Below are 13,655 nucleotides of genomic sequence, written 5' to 3'. Positions count from 1 at the left end.
GGACGAGGCGGCAACCGCCCTCAGAGCGGGCGCGGTGCCGCTCCGCCGCGCTTGAGCACCAGCGTCGCCCAGCCCTCGATCAAGCCATGCCAGGCGAGGTGGAAGCCGCGATGGCGATAGGTGGAGAGGACGCCGGGCACGTCGCGTTCGATCAGCCCCGAGAGGATGAGCACGCCGTGATCCGCCACCGTCGCCGTGAGGGTCGGCGCGAGGCGCTTCAGGGGCCGAGCGAGGATGTTGGCGAAGACCACGTCGAAGCGCCGGCTCCGGTTCGCGCTCGCATGGCGCACGCCGGGTCCGACATAGAGCCGGACGAGGCCGCCGAGACCGTTCAAGCGGGCATTGCCCTTGGCGGTGGAGACCGCCTCGGGGTCGAGGTCGCCGGCATGGACCGGCTGATGCAGGGCTTTGGCCGCCGCGAAGGCGAGGATGCCGGTGCCGGTGCCCACATCGAGAACATGCGCGGGACGGCCCTGCTTCAGGATGCCGGCCAGCGCCTTTAGGCAGCCCAGCGTCGTGCCGTGGTGGCCTGTGCCGAAGGCGAGGGCCGCCTCGATCTCGATAGCCAGATCGTTGGGCCGCACAGTGTGGCGGTCATGCGCGCCGTGGACGAGGAACCGCCCGGCGCGGACGGGATTCAATCCTTCCAGGGAGGCGCGGACCCAATCCTGCTGATCGATGGTCTCGAACACGGCCGCATCGGCCTGTTCGCCCACCAGGGGGCGGATCAGGTCGCGGACCATCTCCTCGTCCGGAGCGTCGGCGAAATAGGCCTCCAGCCGCCAGGTCTTGCCGTCCTCCGCCTCGAAGGCGGCCACCGCCGTCTCCGTCGGATCGAACATCTCGCCGAGGATGTCGGTCATGGCGCGCGCCGACCGCTCGTCCGTGAGGAGGCGCAGCACATGGGTGGGGCGGTTGGGATGAAGGCCTTCGAGCATGGTGCGGGCTCTAGCATCCGCGGGGATTGCCCGCCACCGTCGCGGAACCGAACCCGAACCTTCGCGTTTTTCTGCGCTTCTCCTGTCGTCCCTGCGGCGTTCGAGGGTGCGGTGTTGAGTACGAACCAGAAGAAAAACATAACCCGGGCCCCCGTGGCCATCGTCGGCAGGAGGACCGCCAGACGCCTCCGTGCGAGCGGAGCCACGGGGTTGCTCGATTCCGAGCCGCATTTCGAACCGATTCCGGGTTCGATGCTGGTTCTCTTGAGTCGGCTCCATCGCGCCGAACGCCGGATCAAGCCGGAGGACGAACCGAACGCCCCCTGAGCGCATGCCCTCATGGGTGGCCGCGATTCGTGCTATCCGCGCTTGTGATTGGCTGGTGCGGTTCGCGAGGATCGGATTGCCGCGAGAGGGATGCGCGTCTCCATGATCCAGGCTAGCGGCATTCGAAGCTCGGGCATGCGCTCCTCCGAGACCGGCGTCTGATTCGCATCCCGTGCTCGATTTCACCCCCGACGAATGGAGCGCCATCGGTCTGAGCTTGAAGGTCGCCTCCGTGGCGACGCTGGCGAGCCTCTTTCCCGGTCTCGGCATCGCCATGCTCCTGGCGCGCGGACGTTTCCCCGGCCGCGCGCTCTTGGACGGCCTGGTCCACTTGCCCCTGATCCTGCCTCCCGTGGTGACGGGCTATCTCCTGCTGCTGTCGTTCGGGCGGCGCGGCACCTTCGGCGCGGCGCTCGCCGAGGTCGGGATCGTGTTCTCGTTCCGCTGGACCGGAGCGGCTCTGGCCTGCGCGATCATGGGGTTTCCGCTGATGGTTCGGGCCATGCGCCTGTCCATCGAGGCCGTGGACCGGCGCCTCGAACAGGCCGCCGCCACCCTCGGAGCAAGGCCGAGCGCGGTCTTCCTCACCGTCACCCTGCCGCTCGCCATGCCCGGCATCCTCGCCGGTTCGGTGCTCGCTTTCGCCAAGGCGATGGGCGAGTTCGGCGCCACCATCACCTTCGTCTCCAACATCCCCGGCGAGACACAGACGCTGCCCTCCGCGATCTACAGCCTGACTCAGGTGCCGGGCGGGGAGGGGGCCGCGTTGCGCCTCACCCTGATCTCGGTGGCCCTGTCGATGGCGGCCCTCCTCGTCTCAGACCTGCTGGCCCGGCGCCTCGCGGTCCGCCTCGGCACGGGGTGAGGAGACCCATGTCCGCCACCCGCGACCCCGCTACGCAGGACTCCGTTACCCTCGACATCGATGTGTCGCTCACGCGGGGGGCCTTCAGCCTCGACGTCGCCTTCACCGCCGGCCCCGGTCTCACCGCCCTGTTCGGCCGTTCGGGCTCGGGCAAGACCACGGTGATCGATCTCGTCGCCGGGCTGGCACGGCCCGATCGGGGCCGCATCGCGGTGTCGGGCGAGACGCTTCTCGACAGGGAGCGGGGGATCGCCGTTCCGGCCCATCGTCGGCGCATCGGGGTGGTGTTCCAGCAGGCGCGGCTGTTGCCGCATCTCAGCGTGCGTCGGAACCTGGGCTACGGCCGGGCCTTCGCGCGGAGCCGCAGCGACGGGATCGCCTTCGACGGCGTCGTCGATCTCCTCGGCATCGGCCATCTCCTCGACCGGCGGCCGGCGGGGCTGTCGGGTGGCGAGGCGCAAAGGGTGGCGATCGGCCGGGCCCTGCTCAGCCGGCCCCGGCTCCTGCTCATGGACGAGCCCCTCGCCGCCCTCGACGAGGCCCGCAAGGCCGAGATCCTGCCCTATATCGAGCGCCTGCGCGACGAGGCTGGTCTGCCCATCGTCTATGTCAGCCATGCGGTCTCGGAGGTGGCGCGGCTGGCGCGCACCGTCGTGGTGCTCGAGACCGGCCGTGTCGCCGCCGTCGGCACGGCCGATGCGGTGCTTCGCCGGGCGGACCTCCTTGCCGCGCAGGGGGGAGAGGCCGGCGCGCTCCTCGACATGGTCGTGGGCGAGACCGATCCCGAGACCGGCCTGACGCGCCTGAGCGGGCGTGCCGGTCGGCTCTCCGTTCCCCGCCTGACGCGGAGCCCCGGCACGGCGGTGCGCATCCGCGTGCCGGCGCGTGACGTCCTCCTCGCCACGCAGCCGCCGCTGGGTTTGAGCGCACGCAACCTGCTCGAAGGGCGCGTCGTCTCGATCCACGCCCTCGGCGAGGCGGCGTCCATGGTGGAGATCGACTGCAACGGCGTCCTGCTGGCGGCCCGCCTGACCCGCGCCTCGGTGCGCGATCTCGCCCTCGCGCCCGGCCGCGCCGTCTACGCCGTGGTGAAAAGCGTCGCCTTCGATCCCGAGGGTGTCGGCACGGCGAGGCCGGACGCGGTGGAAATCTGACCGCGCGCTGGCCTGATTCTTAAAAAACTATCTATCCCCTTGAGAATTCCTTTCTCATCTTCGGGGACAGTGGTGGGTAATCGGCGGGTTTTAAAGACTGGTTTACCCTCGCCGTCGTTTTTGGTTGCATGCCACGACCACCTTCGAAAGGGCGTGCAATGACGATCCTCAGTATTTCTCCGATGTCGATGCCCACCGTCGCGCCAGTCGCTCCGATCGTGAATGCCCCGGCTCCGGTGCGTAAAGCCGGCCCGGCGACGACGGTCGGCACGCCGTTGGATCCACCCGTGCGCTTCGATGTTCGGCTGGACGACGCACCCGTCGCCGACGATCAGGCGCCGAAGCCCGACACAGAGGCGCCGACGGCCGATGAGCGCCGCATAACGGTGGATCAGGACACCAAGAGCCTCGTTTATCAGGTGGTGGACCCGAATTCCGGTGATGTCGTCGTTCAGTTGCCCGAGGCCACGATCCTTCGAGCCCGCGCCTATGCGGAGGCGACGGCGATGCGGGCGAAGGAAGATCAGCACCCCCTCGATCGAACGGCCTGACGGGAACTGGGGCCGGAAGCACAAGCCGAGGGAGGGTGGGCAAGCAAGGTCGTAGCTCGGGCTACGACCTTTTCGTCGTTGGCCCGTAGAGCCGGCGTCGTTGTTCACAGGAAGCTGAGAGACCCCTCCAGCGGGTTAGCCGAGGAAACCGGCACTGGTTAGCCCGGCGGCCATGGTATCGCGACAGCCGATCCAGCGTGCCGGTATGCGTCGCGAGGCGTACGCACGCTTCCAGAGGGGCACCCTCGTGCGTCAGGTGCGCAGCCCGGCGGCGATCTGGTGATTGATGTTGATGAGGGCCGATAGCTTCTCCGCCTTCGGGTCGATCATCGTGTCGATCATCCGCTTGAAGACGAAGGTCGAGAGTTCGGCAATGCTCGTCTTGATTTCGATCGGCAACTGGCTCTCGGGAGCCGTCGCGGCACCGGCAATGATCGTCCAGACTTTCTGATTGAAGTTCAGGGCCTCGTTCAACGCTCCCGACTGGTTCTGCCAATCTTCCTGGATCGTCTGGAGCCGGCCCGCTGCCTTGATAAGGACGGCTGCCTCCGCCTCCCGAGGCGACAACGCGGTCTGCGCGACCCGTGCATAGGCACTGGCTCCGTAGGACATGGTCGATCCTTCTCCCGAAGCGGCCGAGCTGATTCGAGCCGCTGGAGGCAGACGTTGACGGGGTAAGGTTAAAATCTGGTAGCGGACGGATTTCGCCCCAATCATGCCGATAAGCTGGCGGAGGACGTGGAGTGAGGTGGATGACCTCGCCTTGTCCGACTGGATCGACCGACACGATGGCGTGCGCTGCAGCAAGGGAACGACGCCGGACGGCATTGTGCAACGTATCAGTTAGATTTTGCGGTCATGCTGCGTCGAAGCAGACCCGCGCTGCGGGCGGGCACGACTTTTCACAGACATGATGAATTTTCTGCTCGGTACGCTCGCCGGAGGGCTCATCGCCGGGGTCGTCACCATCGTCGCCGTCCGGCAGCCCGAGGTCCAGGCCAGGCTCGGCCTCTATCCCGTCTCGTCGGCGCTGCTACTCCCGGCGGCTCCGCCGCGCATCGAGCCCCCTTGCAGTCTCGTCCCGGCCCGACCTCAAGGCGATCAGAGCATCGGCCACCCGGACATGCTGTTCTCCAAGCGACGCTTCTGGTTCGTGGCCCCGTAATGGGGCCGACGATCACAGGCTGCTGAGGAGGAACATCACCATCGTCGTCGCCACGGTGGTCGAGAGGAACCCGCACAGAGCCGCCGCGAAAGACGGGCCGGTCGCCGACGAGTGGGCGGCGTGGGACGAGAGCAGGGTGAGATCGCTGTGCTGGGCGGAAGCGTTCATGACGGAAGTCTCCCGACGGACAAGCTTTCCGTCGTTCGTGAAGCTGTGACGTGGGGATGGCGGGGCGGCTGTGCGTCGCCGCACCGGACAGGCGGATGCAGAGGCAATTCGCAGTAGAGCGGATGCCGATTTGAGTTCGAATTGTCAGTCGGATGAGGCGAGAACGCAGTATCCGCGTCCGATCTCACCGTTCAGTCGCAACGATTCACCGATTTGGCGGCCCGCAAAGCCCGCGTTTCGCTGCGAAGATCGATGGCGACGATGCCGGCACCGCAATCCTCGAAGGCTTCCTTCGCGTCCTCGTACCGATCGCCGACTTCGTCGAGGGTGTCGCACACCCGGTCACGGTTGCCGAGACGTGCTTCCTCGCGAGCTTGGTATCGCAGCGCCGCGGCTTCCTGGATCTTCCGTTCCCCCTTGAGGCAGGAGGGCGCCGCGAGGGTGGGGGCGATCATGCACAGCACGAAGCCAAGAGCGGCGATGGGCGTTGCAGGAGCGAAGCGCATGGGAGAATCCGATTGTGCGTCTCGTTGAAGGTGGTCTGTCCGTCTTTCGACCCAGGCGACTTGGTCCGGTCGGTGCCTCATCAAGTTCAAGGCCAGTGATCGGTCGTCATCGTCGAGTCTGCCGTTCAAACGGCGAACTCACGGCGAAGGTTCCGCAGGTTTCTTGCGCCGGCGAGAGGCCAGAATCCGGTCGAGGCGCACCGGGGCACAGGCATGAACGTCGACCCCGACATCGTATTGCCGTGGGGCCGGCGCGAGCTTGCCGTGGGAATGGCCGTGGAGATTGAGGGCGCCGCGGCCGATGCCGTTCCAAGTTCGGAACGCGTAATGGCAGAGGACGAGCCGCCGCCCTTCCACGTCGATCTCGGCATAATGGCCCACCGAGGCCCAGTCCCGCAGGGCGAGCGTACCCGGACCGTCATTGTTGCCGACGATCAGGTGCTTCACGCCGTTGAGAGCGCCGACGATGTCGGCGATGCGCGCGTCGGAGGGGCCGACCGCCACGTCGCCGAGATGCCAGATGGTGTCCTCCGGCGCGACCCTCTCGTTCCAGTTGGCGATGAGGCCGGCATCGTGGGCCGCGAGGTCCGGATAGGGACGCCGGTCGATGTTCAGCGCACGCCTGTCGCCGAAATGCGTATCGCTGGTGAACCAAACCGCCACGACCCCGACCGGCTCAGCCGCCGGGCCGGAAGCGCATGGGAACGGTGACGGCGAGGCTGCTCACGGAGACGCCGGGAGGAGCCGCCGGCAGCGAACCGCGCACGGCGGCCAGCGCCGCGCCGTCAATGACGCTGATGCCGCTGCTGCTGGCGAGCCCGGCACTGAGGACCTGACCCGAGCGTGAGACGGTGAAGCGCACCACGGCGGTGCCCCCCGCCGTCCCCGCCGCCGCGTTGCGGTTCATGCGGCCGTTGATGGCCGAGGCCAGGGCTCCCTGCCATTGGCGCAGGGCACTCGGATCGTTGCCGGAGGCGGACGAGCCCGTGCTCGCCTGCCGGGCGGAGGAGGCCGAACTGGCGGGCCCGCCCTCCTGAGCGGCGCGCCTCATGGTCTCGCGTGCGGCTCTGAGCTTGGCTTCCTTGGCCGCCTTCAGCTTCGCCTCGCGGATGGCCTCGCGCTTGGCCTCCAGTTCCTCCCGGCGCTTCGCCTCGATCTTGGGATCGGGCTTCGGCTTCGGTTTGACGATCTCGACGGGCTTGGGTGGCTTCACCGGCTCGGGCGGCTTGGCCACGACCGGCGGCGGGGGAACGAGGGGCTCGGCCACCTCGGCGGTGGAGGTCACCACCTGCTCTTCCGGCGGCACCTCCGTGATCGTGTCGGGCGTGACCACGGGCTGGGTCTCGTCGGGGGGGATCTCGGCGGTCTCGGGCGGCGTCACCTCCGCCATGTCGGGCGGTTGCACCTCTTCCACCACGTCCGGCGTCTCGACCGGGGTCTCCTCCGCAGGGGGAGGCACTGCCTCCGTCATGGCGGGAGCCGACGGGGCTTCGGCCTCCGTCGATTGCGGCGCCAGATCGATGGTGATCGTGTTCTCGCCGGGGGGCGCCTTGGGCGGCTGACCGAACAGCATCATGCCGGCCAGCACCGCCAGGTGCAGGACGAAGGCCACGAGGAAGGCGGCAGCGAGTCCCGTGGGACCTTTTGGTCCGGGTTCACGTGTCGAGACGAGGGCGCTCATTGGGTCTACCGCGGTGCTCCACTCGCCGCGGGGGCAGCCGGAAGCGCTCCGCCCGGGGATTGCGCGATGAGCGACACCTTGGTGAAGCCGGCCTGGCCGACGAGGCCCATCACTTCCATGATCTTGCCGTAGGGCACCTCCTTGTCGCCGCGCACCAGCATGACCTGGGTCGGGTCTTCCGCCGCCAGCGCCTTCAGGCGCGGCATGATCGTCTCGGGCGTCAGCTCGTCCTTGGCCAGGAACGGCTTGCCTTCCTTGTCGATGGAGATTTCAAGCGGCTTCTTCGCCTGAGCGACCTTGGCGGCCGTGGTCTTCGGCAGTTGCACGGGCACGCCCGTCGTCATCAGCGGCGCCGCGACCATGAAGATGATCAGCAGCACCAGCATCACGTCCACCATCGGAGTGACGTTGATCTCAGACATCGGCGCCGAGTCGAGGTCGTCCTCGTCGTCGCCGCCGCCGCTGGCGCGGACCGAACCCATACCCATCGTTCGCCCTCCGGGGCATCGGCGGCCGGCTCGATGGCCCGCCGCATGTCGTCACCGTGCCGCCGCATTCGCGCCGGCCATGGAATGTTCAGAGCGTCGAGAGAGCCGTGCTACTCGGCGGCGGCGGCGTGCGGCACGCTCTTGCGGTCCCGCGCGAGGCGGTTGCCGAGGGTGCCGATGCTCGCGACGAAGGCGGATTGCACTCGGCCGAGATCGTTGGTCAGCTTGTTGTAGGCCATCACCGCCGGGATCGCGACGATGAGGCCGATGGCCGTGGCGAAGAGGGCCTCGGCGATGCCGGGGGCCACCACGGCGAGCGACGTGTCCTGGCTCTGGGCGATGGACGAAAACGAGTTCATGATGCCCCAGACCGTGCCGAAGAGGCCGATGAAGGGGGCGGTGGAGCCGGAGGTCGCCAGAAGCGGCAGGCCGCTCTGGAGGCGCTTGACCTGCAATGTGAGGGCGGCCCGCATGGCGCGCTCGATACGGTCGCGGCGCTCGGCACGGGTCTCGGTGGCATCCTGGTCGCGCCAGGCCTCGAGACCGGCCTGAACGATGCCCGCATCGATCCCCGATCCCGTCGCTTCGAGCGAACCGCCGGAGCGGACCAGGGCATCGAAGGCCTTAGCCTGACGCTTGGCGGCGGCGAAGCGGACGAGCTTTTCGAACACCACCGTCCAACAGGCGATCGAGGCGACCACCAGCAGGATCATGACGCTTTTGACGATCGGGTCCGCCTGGAGAAACAGGCCGATGAAGGAGAAGTCGTGGGCGGCAGCGGCCGGCGCGGAAGTCGGATCCATGGCGGGCTCCTCGGGTTTCGTTGGGTGGCGATCGCCGAGGGGCGACCGGATCGGCGTTCGGACGGGCCGTCGGCCCGCCCGCGGGGTCAGCGCGTGAACGTCGCGCTCGTCTTGCTCTCGGTTTCGATCCGGTCGAGGCAGCTCTCGCGGCTGGCCTCGCCGCCTTCGCAGGCGAGGACGTCGTTGAGGAGGATGCGGCCGATCTTCGGGCAGGCGAGGGATGGGAAGTCGAACAGCCGAACCATCGTCTTGCGGTCCTGGATGGGGCCGAGTTCGACGGCGAGGCGCTTCTGCGCGACGCCTTCCGTATCGAAGGCGAAGAGATCGAGCTTGAGGGATTTCAGCGCGGTGCCGCGGCTATTGTCCACGAGGAGATAGGTGCGGCAGGCCTCGCCCGCCGGCTCGAGCCGGTTGAGTTCGAGCTTCAGGGCGGGAGGCTTCGCATCCTGGGCGACGGCGGAGCCAGCCCATCCCAGCGTGAGGGCGGTGGCCACCAGGGCGGCGCCGACGGCCCGGACGGGAGAAAGAGTTGGGAAGTCGATCACGCAGTGCGCCTCTTTCATAACGGTCCGGTTCTCCTCGGTTGCGGCAGTCCCTGGTCGCCTGCGTCGAAACGCCATGGCAAACGAGAAGCGCCGAGACCCCTGGCAGGGCTCGTCTTCGGCGGTTCCTCGGGCAATGAGCGCGACGCTCGCGTTCCGGTGTCGCTCCAGCCTGACCCGTGGCGCCCGGCTTGCGCACCGCCGCATCGTTCGACGTGGCGCGGAGTATCCGAATTGATCCGGCAAGATCAAGCTTTGGGCTGAAAATCAGAGCAGTTCCAAACTGTTACTGCGACGCTCCACGCGGGCATCGTCGATTTCCTAAACGTCCCAAATAAGTTGCCTGATCGTCCCGACCTCTCGCGCTTACTCCCGAACCGCAATCATCCTCTCCACCGGATGCGATGGTGTTCCGGGCGGACCTCTCCCGTTGGGGGGGCGGACGGTGCGAGGAGCCGGCGGTGAGCCGAACCCTTGATGCCGCTTTTCCACATCTCCATATCGCGATGACCGGCAGGCTACCGCCGGGAGGAGTGCTGCAGCAGGCGGGCTCCGACAGTTCGAAGTGCCTCATTCTATCTATCGACCCTTGGGCTTCGCGAAGGACAAGATCACGTGACGACACGGCCTTCTCCGTTCGGACATCCGTTTCTTCTCGGCTTCGACGAGATCGAGCAGGCCCTCGACCGGGTGTCGAAGGCGGCCAATGACGGGTACCCGCCCTACAACATCGAGCGCGTTCAGCGCTCCGACGACGAACCCGAGCGACTTCGCATCACCCTCGCGGTGGCCGGCTTCACGCGGGACCAACTCGACGTGATGCTGGAGGAAAATCAGCTCGTGGTGCGGGGCCGCCAGGTCGACGACAAATCGCGCCAGTTCCTGCATCGCGGCATCGCTGCCCGCCAGTTCCAGCGCGCCTTCCTTCTCGCCGACGGCATGGAGGTGGTGGGCGCCGACCTGTCGAACGGACTTCTCTCCATCGACCTCACCCGCCCGGAGCCGGAACGGATCGTCCGGAAGATCGCCATCGCATCCCGCGACGACGTCTAGGAGCGCGACCTACCTACCCGGTGACGGCCAGCGAACGGAACCGCACCGGACCAAGCTCTGCCTCGAAAGGAGGGCATCATGACCGATTTCAACCCGAATCCGATCACCCCGGCCGATCTCGACCCCGCCGAGTTCAACGCTGCCGATCTCGCGGCTCTCGGCGAAGGGCACATCGCCTATGTCCGGCCGATCCGCTCCGACGAGGTGAAGCGGCTGTTTCCGCAGGCGCCTGACCTGACCCCGGGCATGGACCTGTTCGCCCTGCTCTCGGCCAGCGGCAGCCCGATCCTGCTGGCCGATTCGCGGGACGTGATCGTCGCCAACGCGGTGGCGAACGATCTGCACGCCGTGAGCCTGCACTGAAGAACGACCCGCCTCGCGGCTCAGCCGATCTCCGCCACCGCCGCCAGCAGCCGTGCGAGATCCTGCGGCCGTGACAGGCGGTGGTCGCCATCGGCGATGAGGGTGAGGACAATGCCGGAAGCCGGCAGCCGTTCCACCGTCGCGAGGGCATGGGTGTAGGGCACGTCCGGATCGCGCATGCCCTGCAGGATATGCACCGGGCAGCCCGGATCGATCGGACCGCCGAGGAGAAGATGCCGGCGCCCGTCCTCGATCAGCGCCATGGTGGTGGGCACCGGCTCCGGCCCGTAGTCGGTGGGCCGCATCCACACCCCCTCCCGCTCCATCGTCGCGCGGATATCGGGTGGAAAACGCTCCCACATCAGGGTCTCGGTGAAGTCGAGGGCGGGAGCGATCAGCACCATGCCGGCCAGGGGGGCGTCGCCCCGGAGCGCCCGCGCGCGCGCCGCGAGGCAGGCGATCCAGCCTCCCATCGACGAGCCGACGAGGATGGCCGGCCCCGTCACGGTGGCGTCGAGGACCGCCATGGCGTCTTCGAGCCAGGTCGAGATCGTCGATTCGGCGAACTCTCCCTCCGATTCGCCGTGCCCGGTATAGTCGAACCTGACGAGCGCGCGGCCATGGTCCCGCGCATAGGCGTCGAGGACCATCGCCTTGGTGGCGCCCATATCGGAGCGGAAGCCCCCGAGCCAGACCAGAGCGGGTCCGTCTCCCGCGCGGCTGCGTACCGCGATGCGCCGCGCGGCGTCTCCCTTGCCCACGGTGATGAAGGTCGGGGCCTGGCTGAGCGCTGAGTCCATGCGTAGTCCCTTTTATCCGGTAAAACCGAGATTTGACTGTGATGCAGTCGCATTTCGTTTACCGAGCCGTAAAGCGTGCCCCCGATGCTGGAGACCATGATCGAAACACGAGACGAGTCCCGTCGCCCCTTCGAAGACCATCTTCCGTCGATCCTGCCGTCTCCGGAAGGATGGGCCCGATGAGCGGCGAGGAAAGATTCGGGGCCGGATTCCCTAGCGAGGCCCAACCTCTGGCGGGCGCCACGGTGCTGCAGATCATTCCGGCCCTCGACGCCGGTGGGGCCGAGCGTACCACGGTGGATGTGGCCGCAGCCCTCGCCTCCGCGGGCGCGCGGGCCCTCGTGGCGACGGAAGGCGGACGCCTGGTCGGCGAGATGCAGGCCAAGGGCGGAACCTGGCTTCCATTCCCCGCCGCCTCCAAGAATCCCCTTGCCATGGCGCTGAATGTCGGGCGCCTCGCGCGCCTTTGCCGGCGCGAGGGGGTCCAGATCGTCCATGCCCGCTCGCGCGCTCCCGCCTGGGTGGCCCTCGGCGCCGCCCGGCGGCTGAAGATTCCTTATGTGACCACTTATCACGGCAGTTATTCCGGCCGGACCGGCGTGAAGGTGCTCTACAATTCGGTGATGGCGCGCGGCGACGTGGTCATCGCCAATTCTCACTACACCGCCGACCTCATCCGGATGCTTCACCCCGATCAGGCCGGCGACCGTGTCCGGGTCGTCCATCGCGGCACCGATCTCGCCCAGTTCTCGCCCGGCGCCGTGGCGCCCGCCCGCGTCGAGGCCCTGCGCCGATCCTGGGGGGTGGCGCCGCACCAGCGCGTCGTCCTGCTCGCGGCCCGGCTCACCGCCTGGAAGGGTCAGCGCGTGCTGATCGAGGCCGCCGCCTTCCTGCGCGACCGGGGCATCACCGATGTCGTCTTCGTCCTGGCCGGCGACCCGCAGGGCCGCTCCGCTTACGAGCGGGAACTCGACACATTGATCGAGGCACGCGGTCTCCGCGACATCGTCCTGCGGGTCGGCCATTGCACCGACATGCCGGCCGCCTTCCGGGCGGCTTCGGTGGTCGCCGTCCCGTCCGTGGAGCCCGAGGCCTTCGGGCGCTCGGCGGTGGAAGCCCAGGCCCTCGGGACCCCGGTGGTGGTCTCGGATCTCGGCGCGGTGCCGGAAACGGTGCTCGCCCCGCCGGAAGTGCCGGCGGCCCAGCGCACCGGCTGGCGGGTGCCGCCCGGCGACGCGCCGGCTCTGGCCGAGGCCCTGCTCGAAGCGCTCACCCTCGGGGCCAGCGCACGGGACGCCATGACCCGCCGGGGGCGCGCCCATGTGGAGGCGCATTTCTCCCTCGATGGCATGGTGGGCGCCACCCTCGACATCTATGCGGAACTTCTCGCCCGACGCCCGCGCTGACACTGTATGGGCCGGTTCGTGAACCAAACCCGCTCCTGCCAGTTGACACGGGACGCAGTTCGGACATGGTGTCCGTAACCGGATTGCCGGAGCGATTGGTGGCAGGTCTAGCCCTCCGGGCGATGTCCGCAGGCTGCCGTTTCGTCGTTCACTAGGAGATTGAAGCCATTCGTAGACCAATGAGAGCCATGCCGGCCCCGCAGAAGGACGGGCCGCGCGCCAATCGGGACATCCGTGGCGTCCGCGAAGTGCAGCTCATCGATGATACCGGGCAGAACCGCGGTGTCGTCGCCTTCTTCGACGCGCTCGCCCTTGCCGAAGAGGCGGGCCTCGATCTCGTGGAGATCGCGCCGAACTCCGTCCCTCCCGTCTGTAAGCTTCTCGATTACGGCCGCTTCCGCTTCAACGAACAGAAGAAGCAGAACGAGGCCCGCAAGAAGCAGAAGACGGTCGAGGTCAAGGAGATCAAGCTCCGCCCCGGTATCGACAAGCACGATTACGACACCAAGATGAAGGCGGTCATCCGCTTCTTCGAGGAGGGCGACAAGGTGAAGGTCACCCTGCGCTTCCGTGGCCGTGAGATGGCGCACCAGGATATCGGCCTGCGTCTGCTCGAACGGGTGAAGAACGAGACCCAGGAAATCGCCAAGGTGGAAAGTGAGCCGATGCTCGAAGGCCGCCAGATGATCATGATCCTGGCGCCGCGCTGAGGTCGCTTTCGTCCCACCACGGGACATGGACGTTCTGAAAGCCGCTTCCTTGGGGAGGCGGCTTTTTTTATCGCCTTACAGCCGGTCTCGAATGTCGTGTGATTCGGGGCAGCTTCGTGCTTGCCGCGAGGGGAG

Annotated in this window: 18 protein-coding genes; 8 read left to right on the top strand and 10 right to left on the bottom strand. The window is 67.6% G+C overall.

Annotation, left to right across the window (positions count from 1 at the left end; all coding sequences use genetic code 11):
• Positions 1–20: 20 nt before the first annotated feature.
• Positions 21–938, bottom strand: a complete 918-nt coding sequence (locus ASF08_RS16655) for a 50S ribosomal protein L11 methyltransferase (RefSeq protein WP_056147351.1) — start codon at positions 936–938, stop codon at positions 21–23.
• A 499-nt stretch (positions 939–1,437) separates the two neighbouring features.
• Between ASF08_RS16655 and modB the strand changes: the two genes are divergently transcribed.
• The 3 genes from modB to ASF08_RS16640 all read left to right on the top strand — a co-directional run bounded on the left by modB (position 1,438) and on the right by ASF08_RS16640 (position 3,835).
• A complete protein-coding gene (modB, locus tag ASF08_RS16650) occupies positions 1,438–2,130 on the top strand; it encodes a molybdate ABC transporter permease subunit (RefSeq protein ID WP_056147349.1) in 693 nt (230 codons plus the stop codon).
• 8 nt (positions 2,131–2,138) lie between these two features.
• The gene (gene modC, locus ASF08_RS16645) at positions 2,139–3,284 is read left to right on the top strand and encodes a molybdenum ABC transporter ATP-binding protein (protein ID WP_056147345.1); all 1,146 of its coding nucleotides are present in this window, start codon (positions 2,139–2,141) and stop codon (positions 3,282–3,284) included.
• Between the two features lie 158 nt (positions 3,285–3,442).
• Positions 3,443–3,835: a hypothetical protein gene (locus ASF08_RS16640; protein WP_018041999.1), complete on the top strand. Its 393-nt coding sequence runs from the start codon at positions 3,443–3,445 to the stop codon at positions 3,833–3,835.
• Positions 3,836–4,087: 252 nt separating this feature from the next.
• On the opposite strand, the gene flaF is transcribed toward ASF08_RS16640, so the two are convergent.
• The gene (gene flaF, locus ASF08_RS16635) at positions 4,088–4,447 is read right to left on the bottom strand and encodes a flagellar biosynthesis regulator FlaF (RefSeq protein ID WP_018042000.1); all 360 of its coding nucleotides are present in this window, start codon (positions 4,445–4,447) and stop codon (positions 4,088–4,090) included.
• A 298-nt stretch (positions 4,448–4,745) separates the two neighbouring features.
• Here flaF and ASF08_RS16630 point away from each other — a divergent pair, with 298 nt between their 5' ends.
• Positions 4,746–5,000 carry a hypothetical protein gene (locus ASF08_RS16630; protein WP_056147340.1) on the top strand — a complete coding sequence of 85 codons (255 nt, stop codon included), beginning with the start codon at positions 4,746–4,748 and terminating at the stop codon, positions 4,998–5,000.
• Between the two features lie 12 nt (positions 5,001–5,012).
• On the opposite strand, the gene ASF08_RS25380 is transcribed toward ASF08_RS16630, so the two are convergent.
• The 7 genes from ASF08_RS25380 to ASF08_RS16600 all read right to left on the bottom strand — a co-directional run bounded on the left by ASF08_RS25380 (position 5,013) and on the right by ASF08_RS16600 (position 9,209).
• Positions 5,013–5,168: a hypothetical protein gene (locus ASF08_RS25380; protein ID WP_018042002.1), complete on the bottom strand. Its 156-nt coding sequence runs from the start codon at positions 5,166–5,168 to the stop codon at positions 5,013–5,015.
• 191 nt (positions 5,169–5,359) lie between these two features.
• A complete protein-coding gene (locus ASF08_RS16625; RefSeq protein ID WP_027170868.1) occupies positions 5,360–5,674 on the bottom strand; it encodes a hypothetical protein in 315 nt (104 codons plus the stop codon).
• A 138-nt stretch (positions 5,675–5,812) separates the two neighbouring features.
• Complete coding sequence (locus ASF08_RS16620) at positions 5,813–6,337, bottom strand: metallophosphoesterase family protein (RefSeq protein ID WP_056147337.1); 525 nt, start codon at positions 6,335–6,337, stop codon at positions 5,813–5,815.
• A gap of 13 nt (positions 6,338–6,350) precedes the next feature.
• Positions 6,351–7,355, bottom strand: a complete 1,005-nt coding sequence (locus tag ASF08_RS16615; RefSeq protein ID WP_056147334.1) for an energy transducer TonB family protein — start codon at positions 7,353–7,355, stop codon at positions 6,351–6,353.
• A 5-nt stretch (positions 7,356–7,360) separates the two neighbouring features.
• Positions 7,361–7,843 (bottom strand): protein TolR, encoded by a 483-nt coding sequence (gene tolR / locus ASF08_RS16610; RefSeq protein WP_056147332.1) that lies wholly within the window; start codon positions 7,841–7,843, stop codon positions 7,361–7,363.
• 110 nt (positions 7,844–7,953) lie between these two features.
• On the bottom strand, positions 7,954–8,646 hold the full coding sequence (locus ASF08_RS16605; RefSeq protein WP_056147329.1) for a MotA/TolQ/ExbB proton channel family protein: 693 nt from the start codon (positions 8,644–8,646) through the stop codon (positions 7,954–7,956).
• Between the two features lie 86 nt (positions 8,647–8,732).
• On the bottom strand, positions 8,733–9,209 hold the full coding sequence (locus ASF08_RS16600; protein ID WP_018042008.1) for a hypothetical protein: 477 nt from the start codon (positions 9,207–9,209) through the stop codon (positions 8,733–8,735).
• A gap of 594 nt (positions 9,210–9,803) precedes the next feature.
• On the opposite strand from ASF08_RS16600, the gene ASF08_RS16595 reads away from it, so the two are divergent.
• Complete coding sequence (locus ASF08_RS16595) at positions 9,804–10,241, top strand: Hsp20 family protein (RefSeq protein WP_056147326.1); 438 nt, start codon at positions 9,804–9,806, stop codon at positions 10,239–10,241.
• Between the two features lie 78 nt (positions 10,242–10,319).
• Entirely contained in the window at positions 10,320–10,604 is a 285-nt protein-coding gene (locus ASF08_RS16590) for a DUF1150 family protein (RefSeq protein WP_018042010.1), read from the top strand.
• A 20-nt stretch (positions 10,605–10,624) separates the two neighbouring features.
• Here the strand turns inward: ASF08_RS16590 and ASF08_RS16585 are convergent, their stop codons facing one another.
• On the bottom strand, positions 10,625–11,404 hold the full coding sequence (locus ASF08_RS16585) for an alpha/beta hydrolase (RefSeq protein WP_056147323.1): 780 nt from the start codon (positions 11,402–11,404) through the stop codon (positions 10,625–10,627).
• Positions 11,405–11,583: 179 nt separating this feature from the next.
• Between ASF08_RS16585 and ASF08_RS16580 the strand changes: the two genes are divergently transcribed.
• The gene (locus ASF08_RS16580) at positions 11,584–12,810 is read left to right on the top strand and encodes a glycosyltransferase family 4 protein (RefSeq protein WP_056147886.1); all 1,227 of its coding nucleotides are present in this window, start codon (positions 11,584–11,586) and stop codon (positions 12,808–12,810) included.
• Between the two features lie 188 nt (positions 12,811–12,998).
• Positions 12,999–13,520 carry a translation initiation factor IF-3 gene (gene infC / locus ASF08_RS16575; RefSeq protein ID WP_018042013.1) on the top strand — a complete coding sequence of 174 codons (522 nt, stop codon included), beginning with the start codon at positions 12,999–13,001 and terminating at the stop codon, positions 13,518–13,520.
• Positions 13,521–13,655: the final 135 nt, after the last annotated feature.

It is taken from the genome of Methylobacterium sp. Leaf85, assembly GCF_001422125.1.
In the GTDB taxonomy this organism is placed as follows: Bacteria; Pseudomonadota; Alphaproteobacteria; order Rhizobiales; family Beijerinckiaceae; genus Methylobacterium; species Methylobacterium bullatum.
This window is presented reverse-complemented; position numbering and strand designations above follow the sequence as displayed.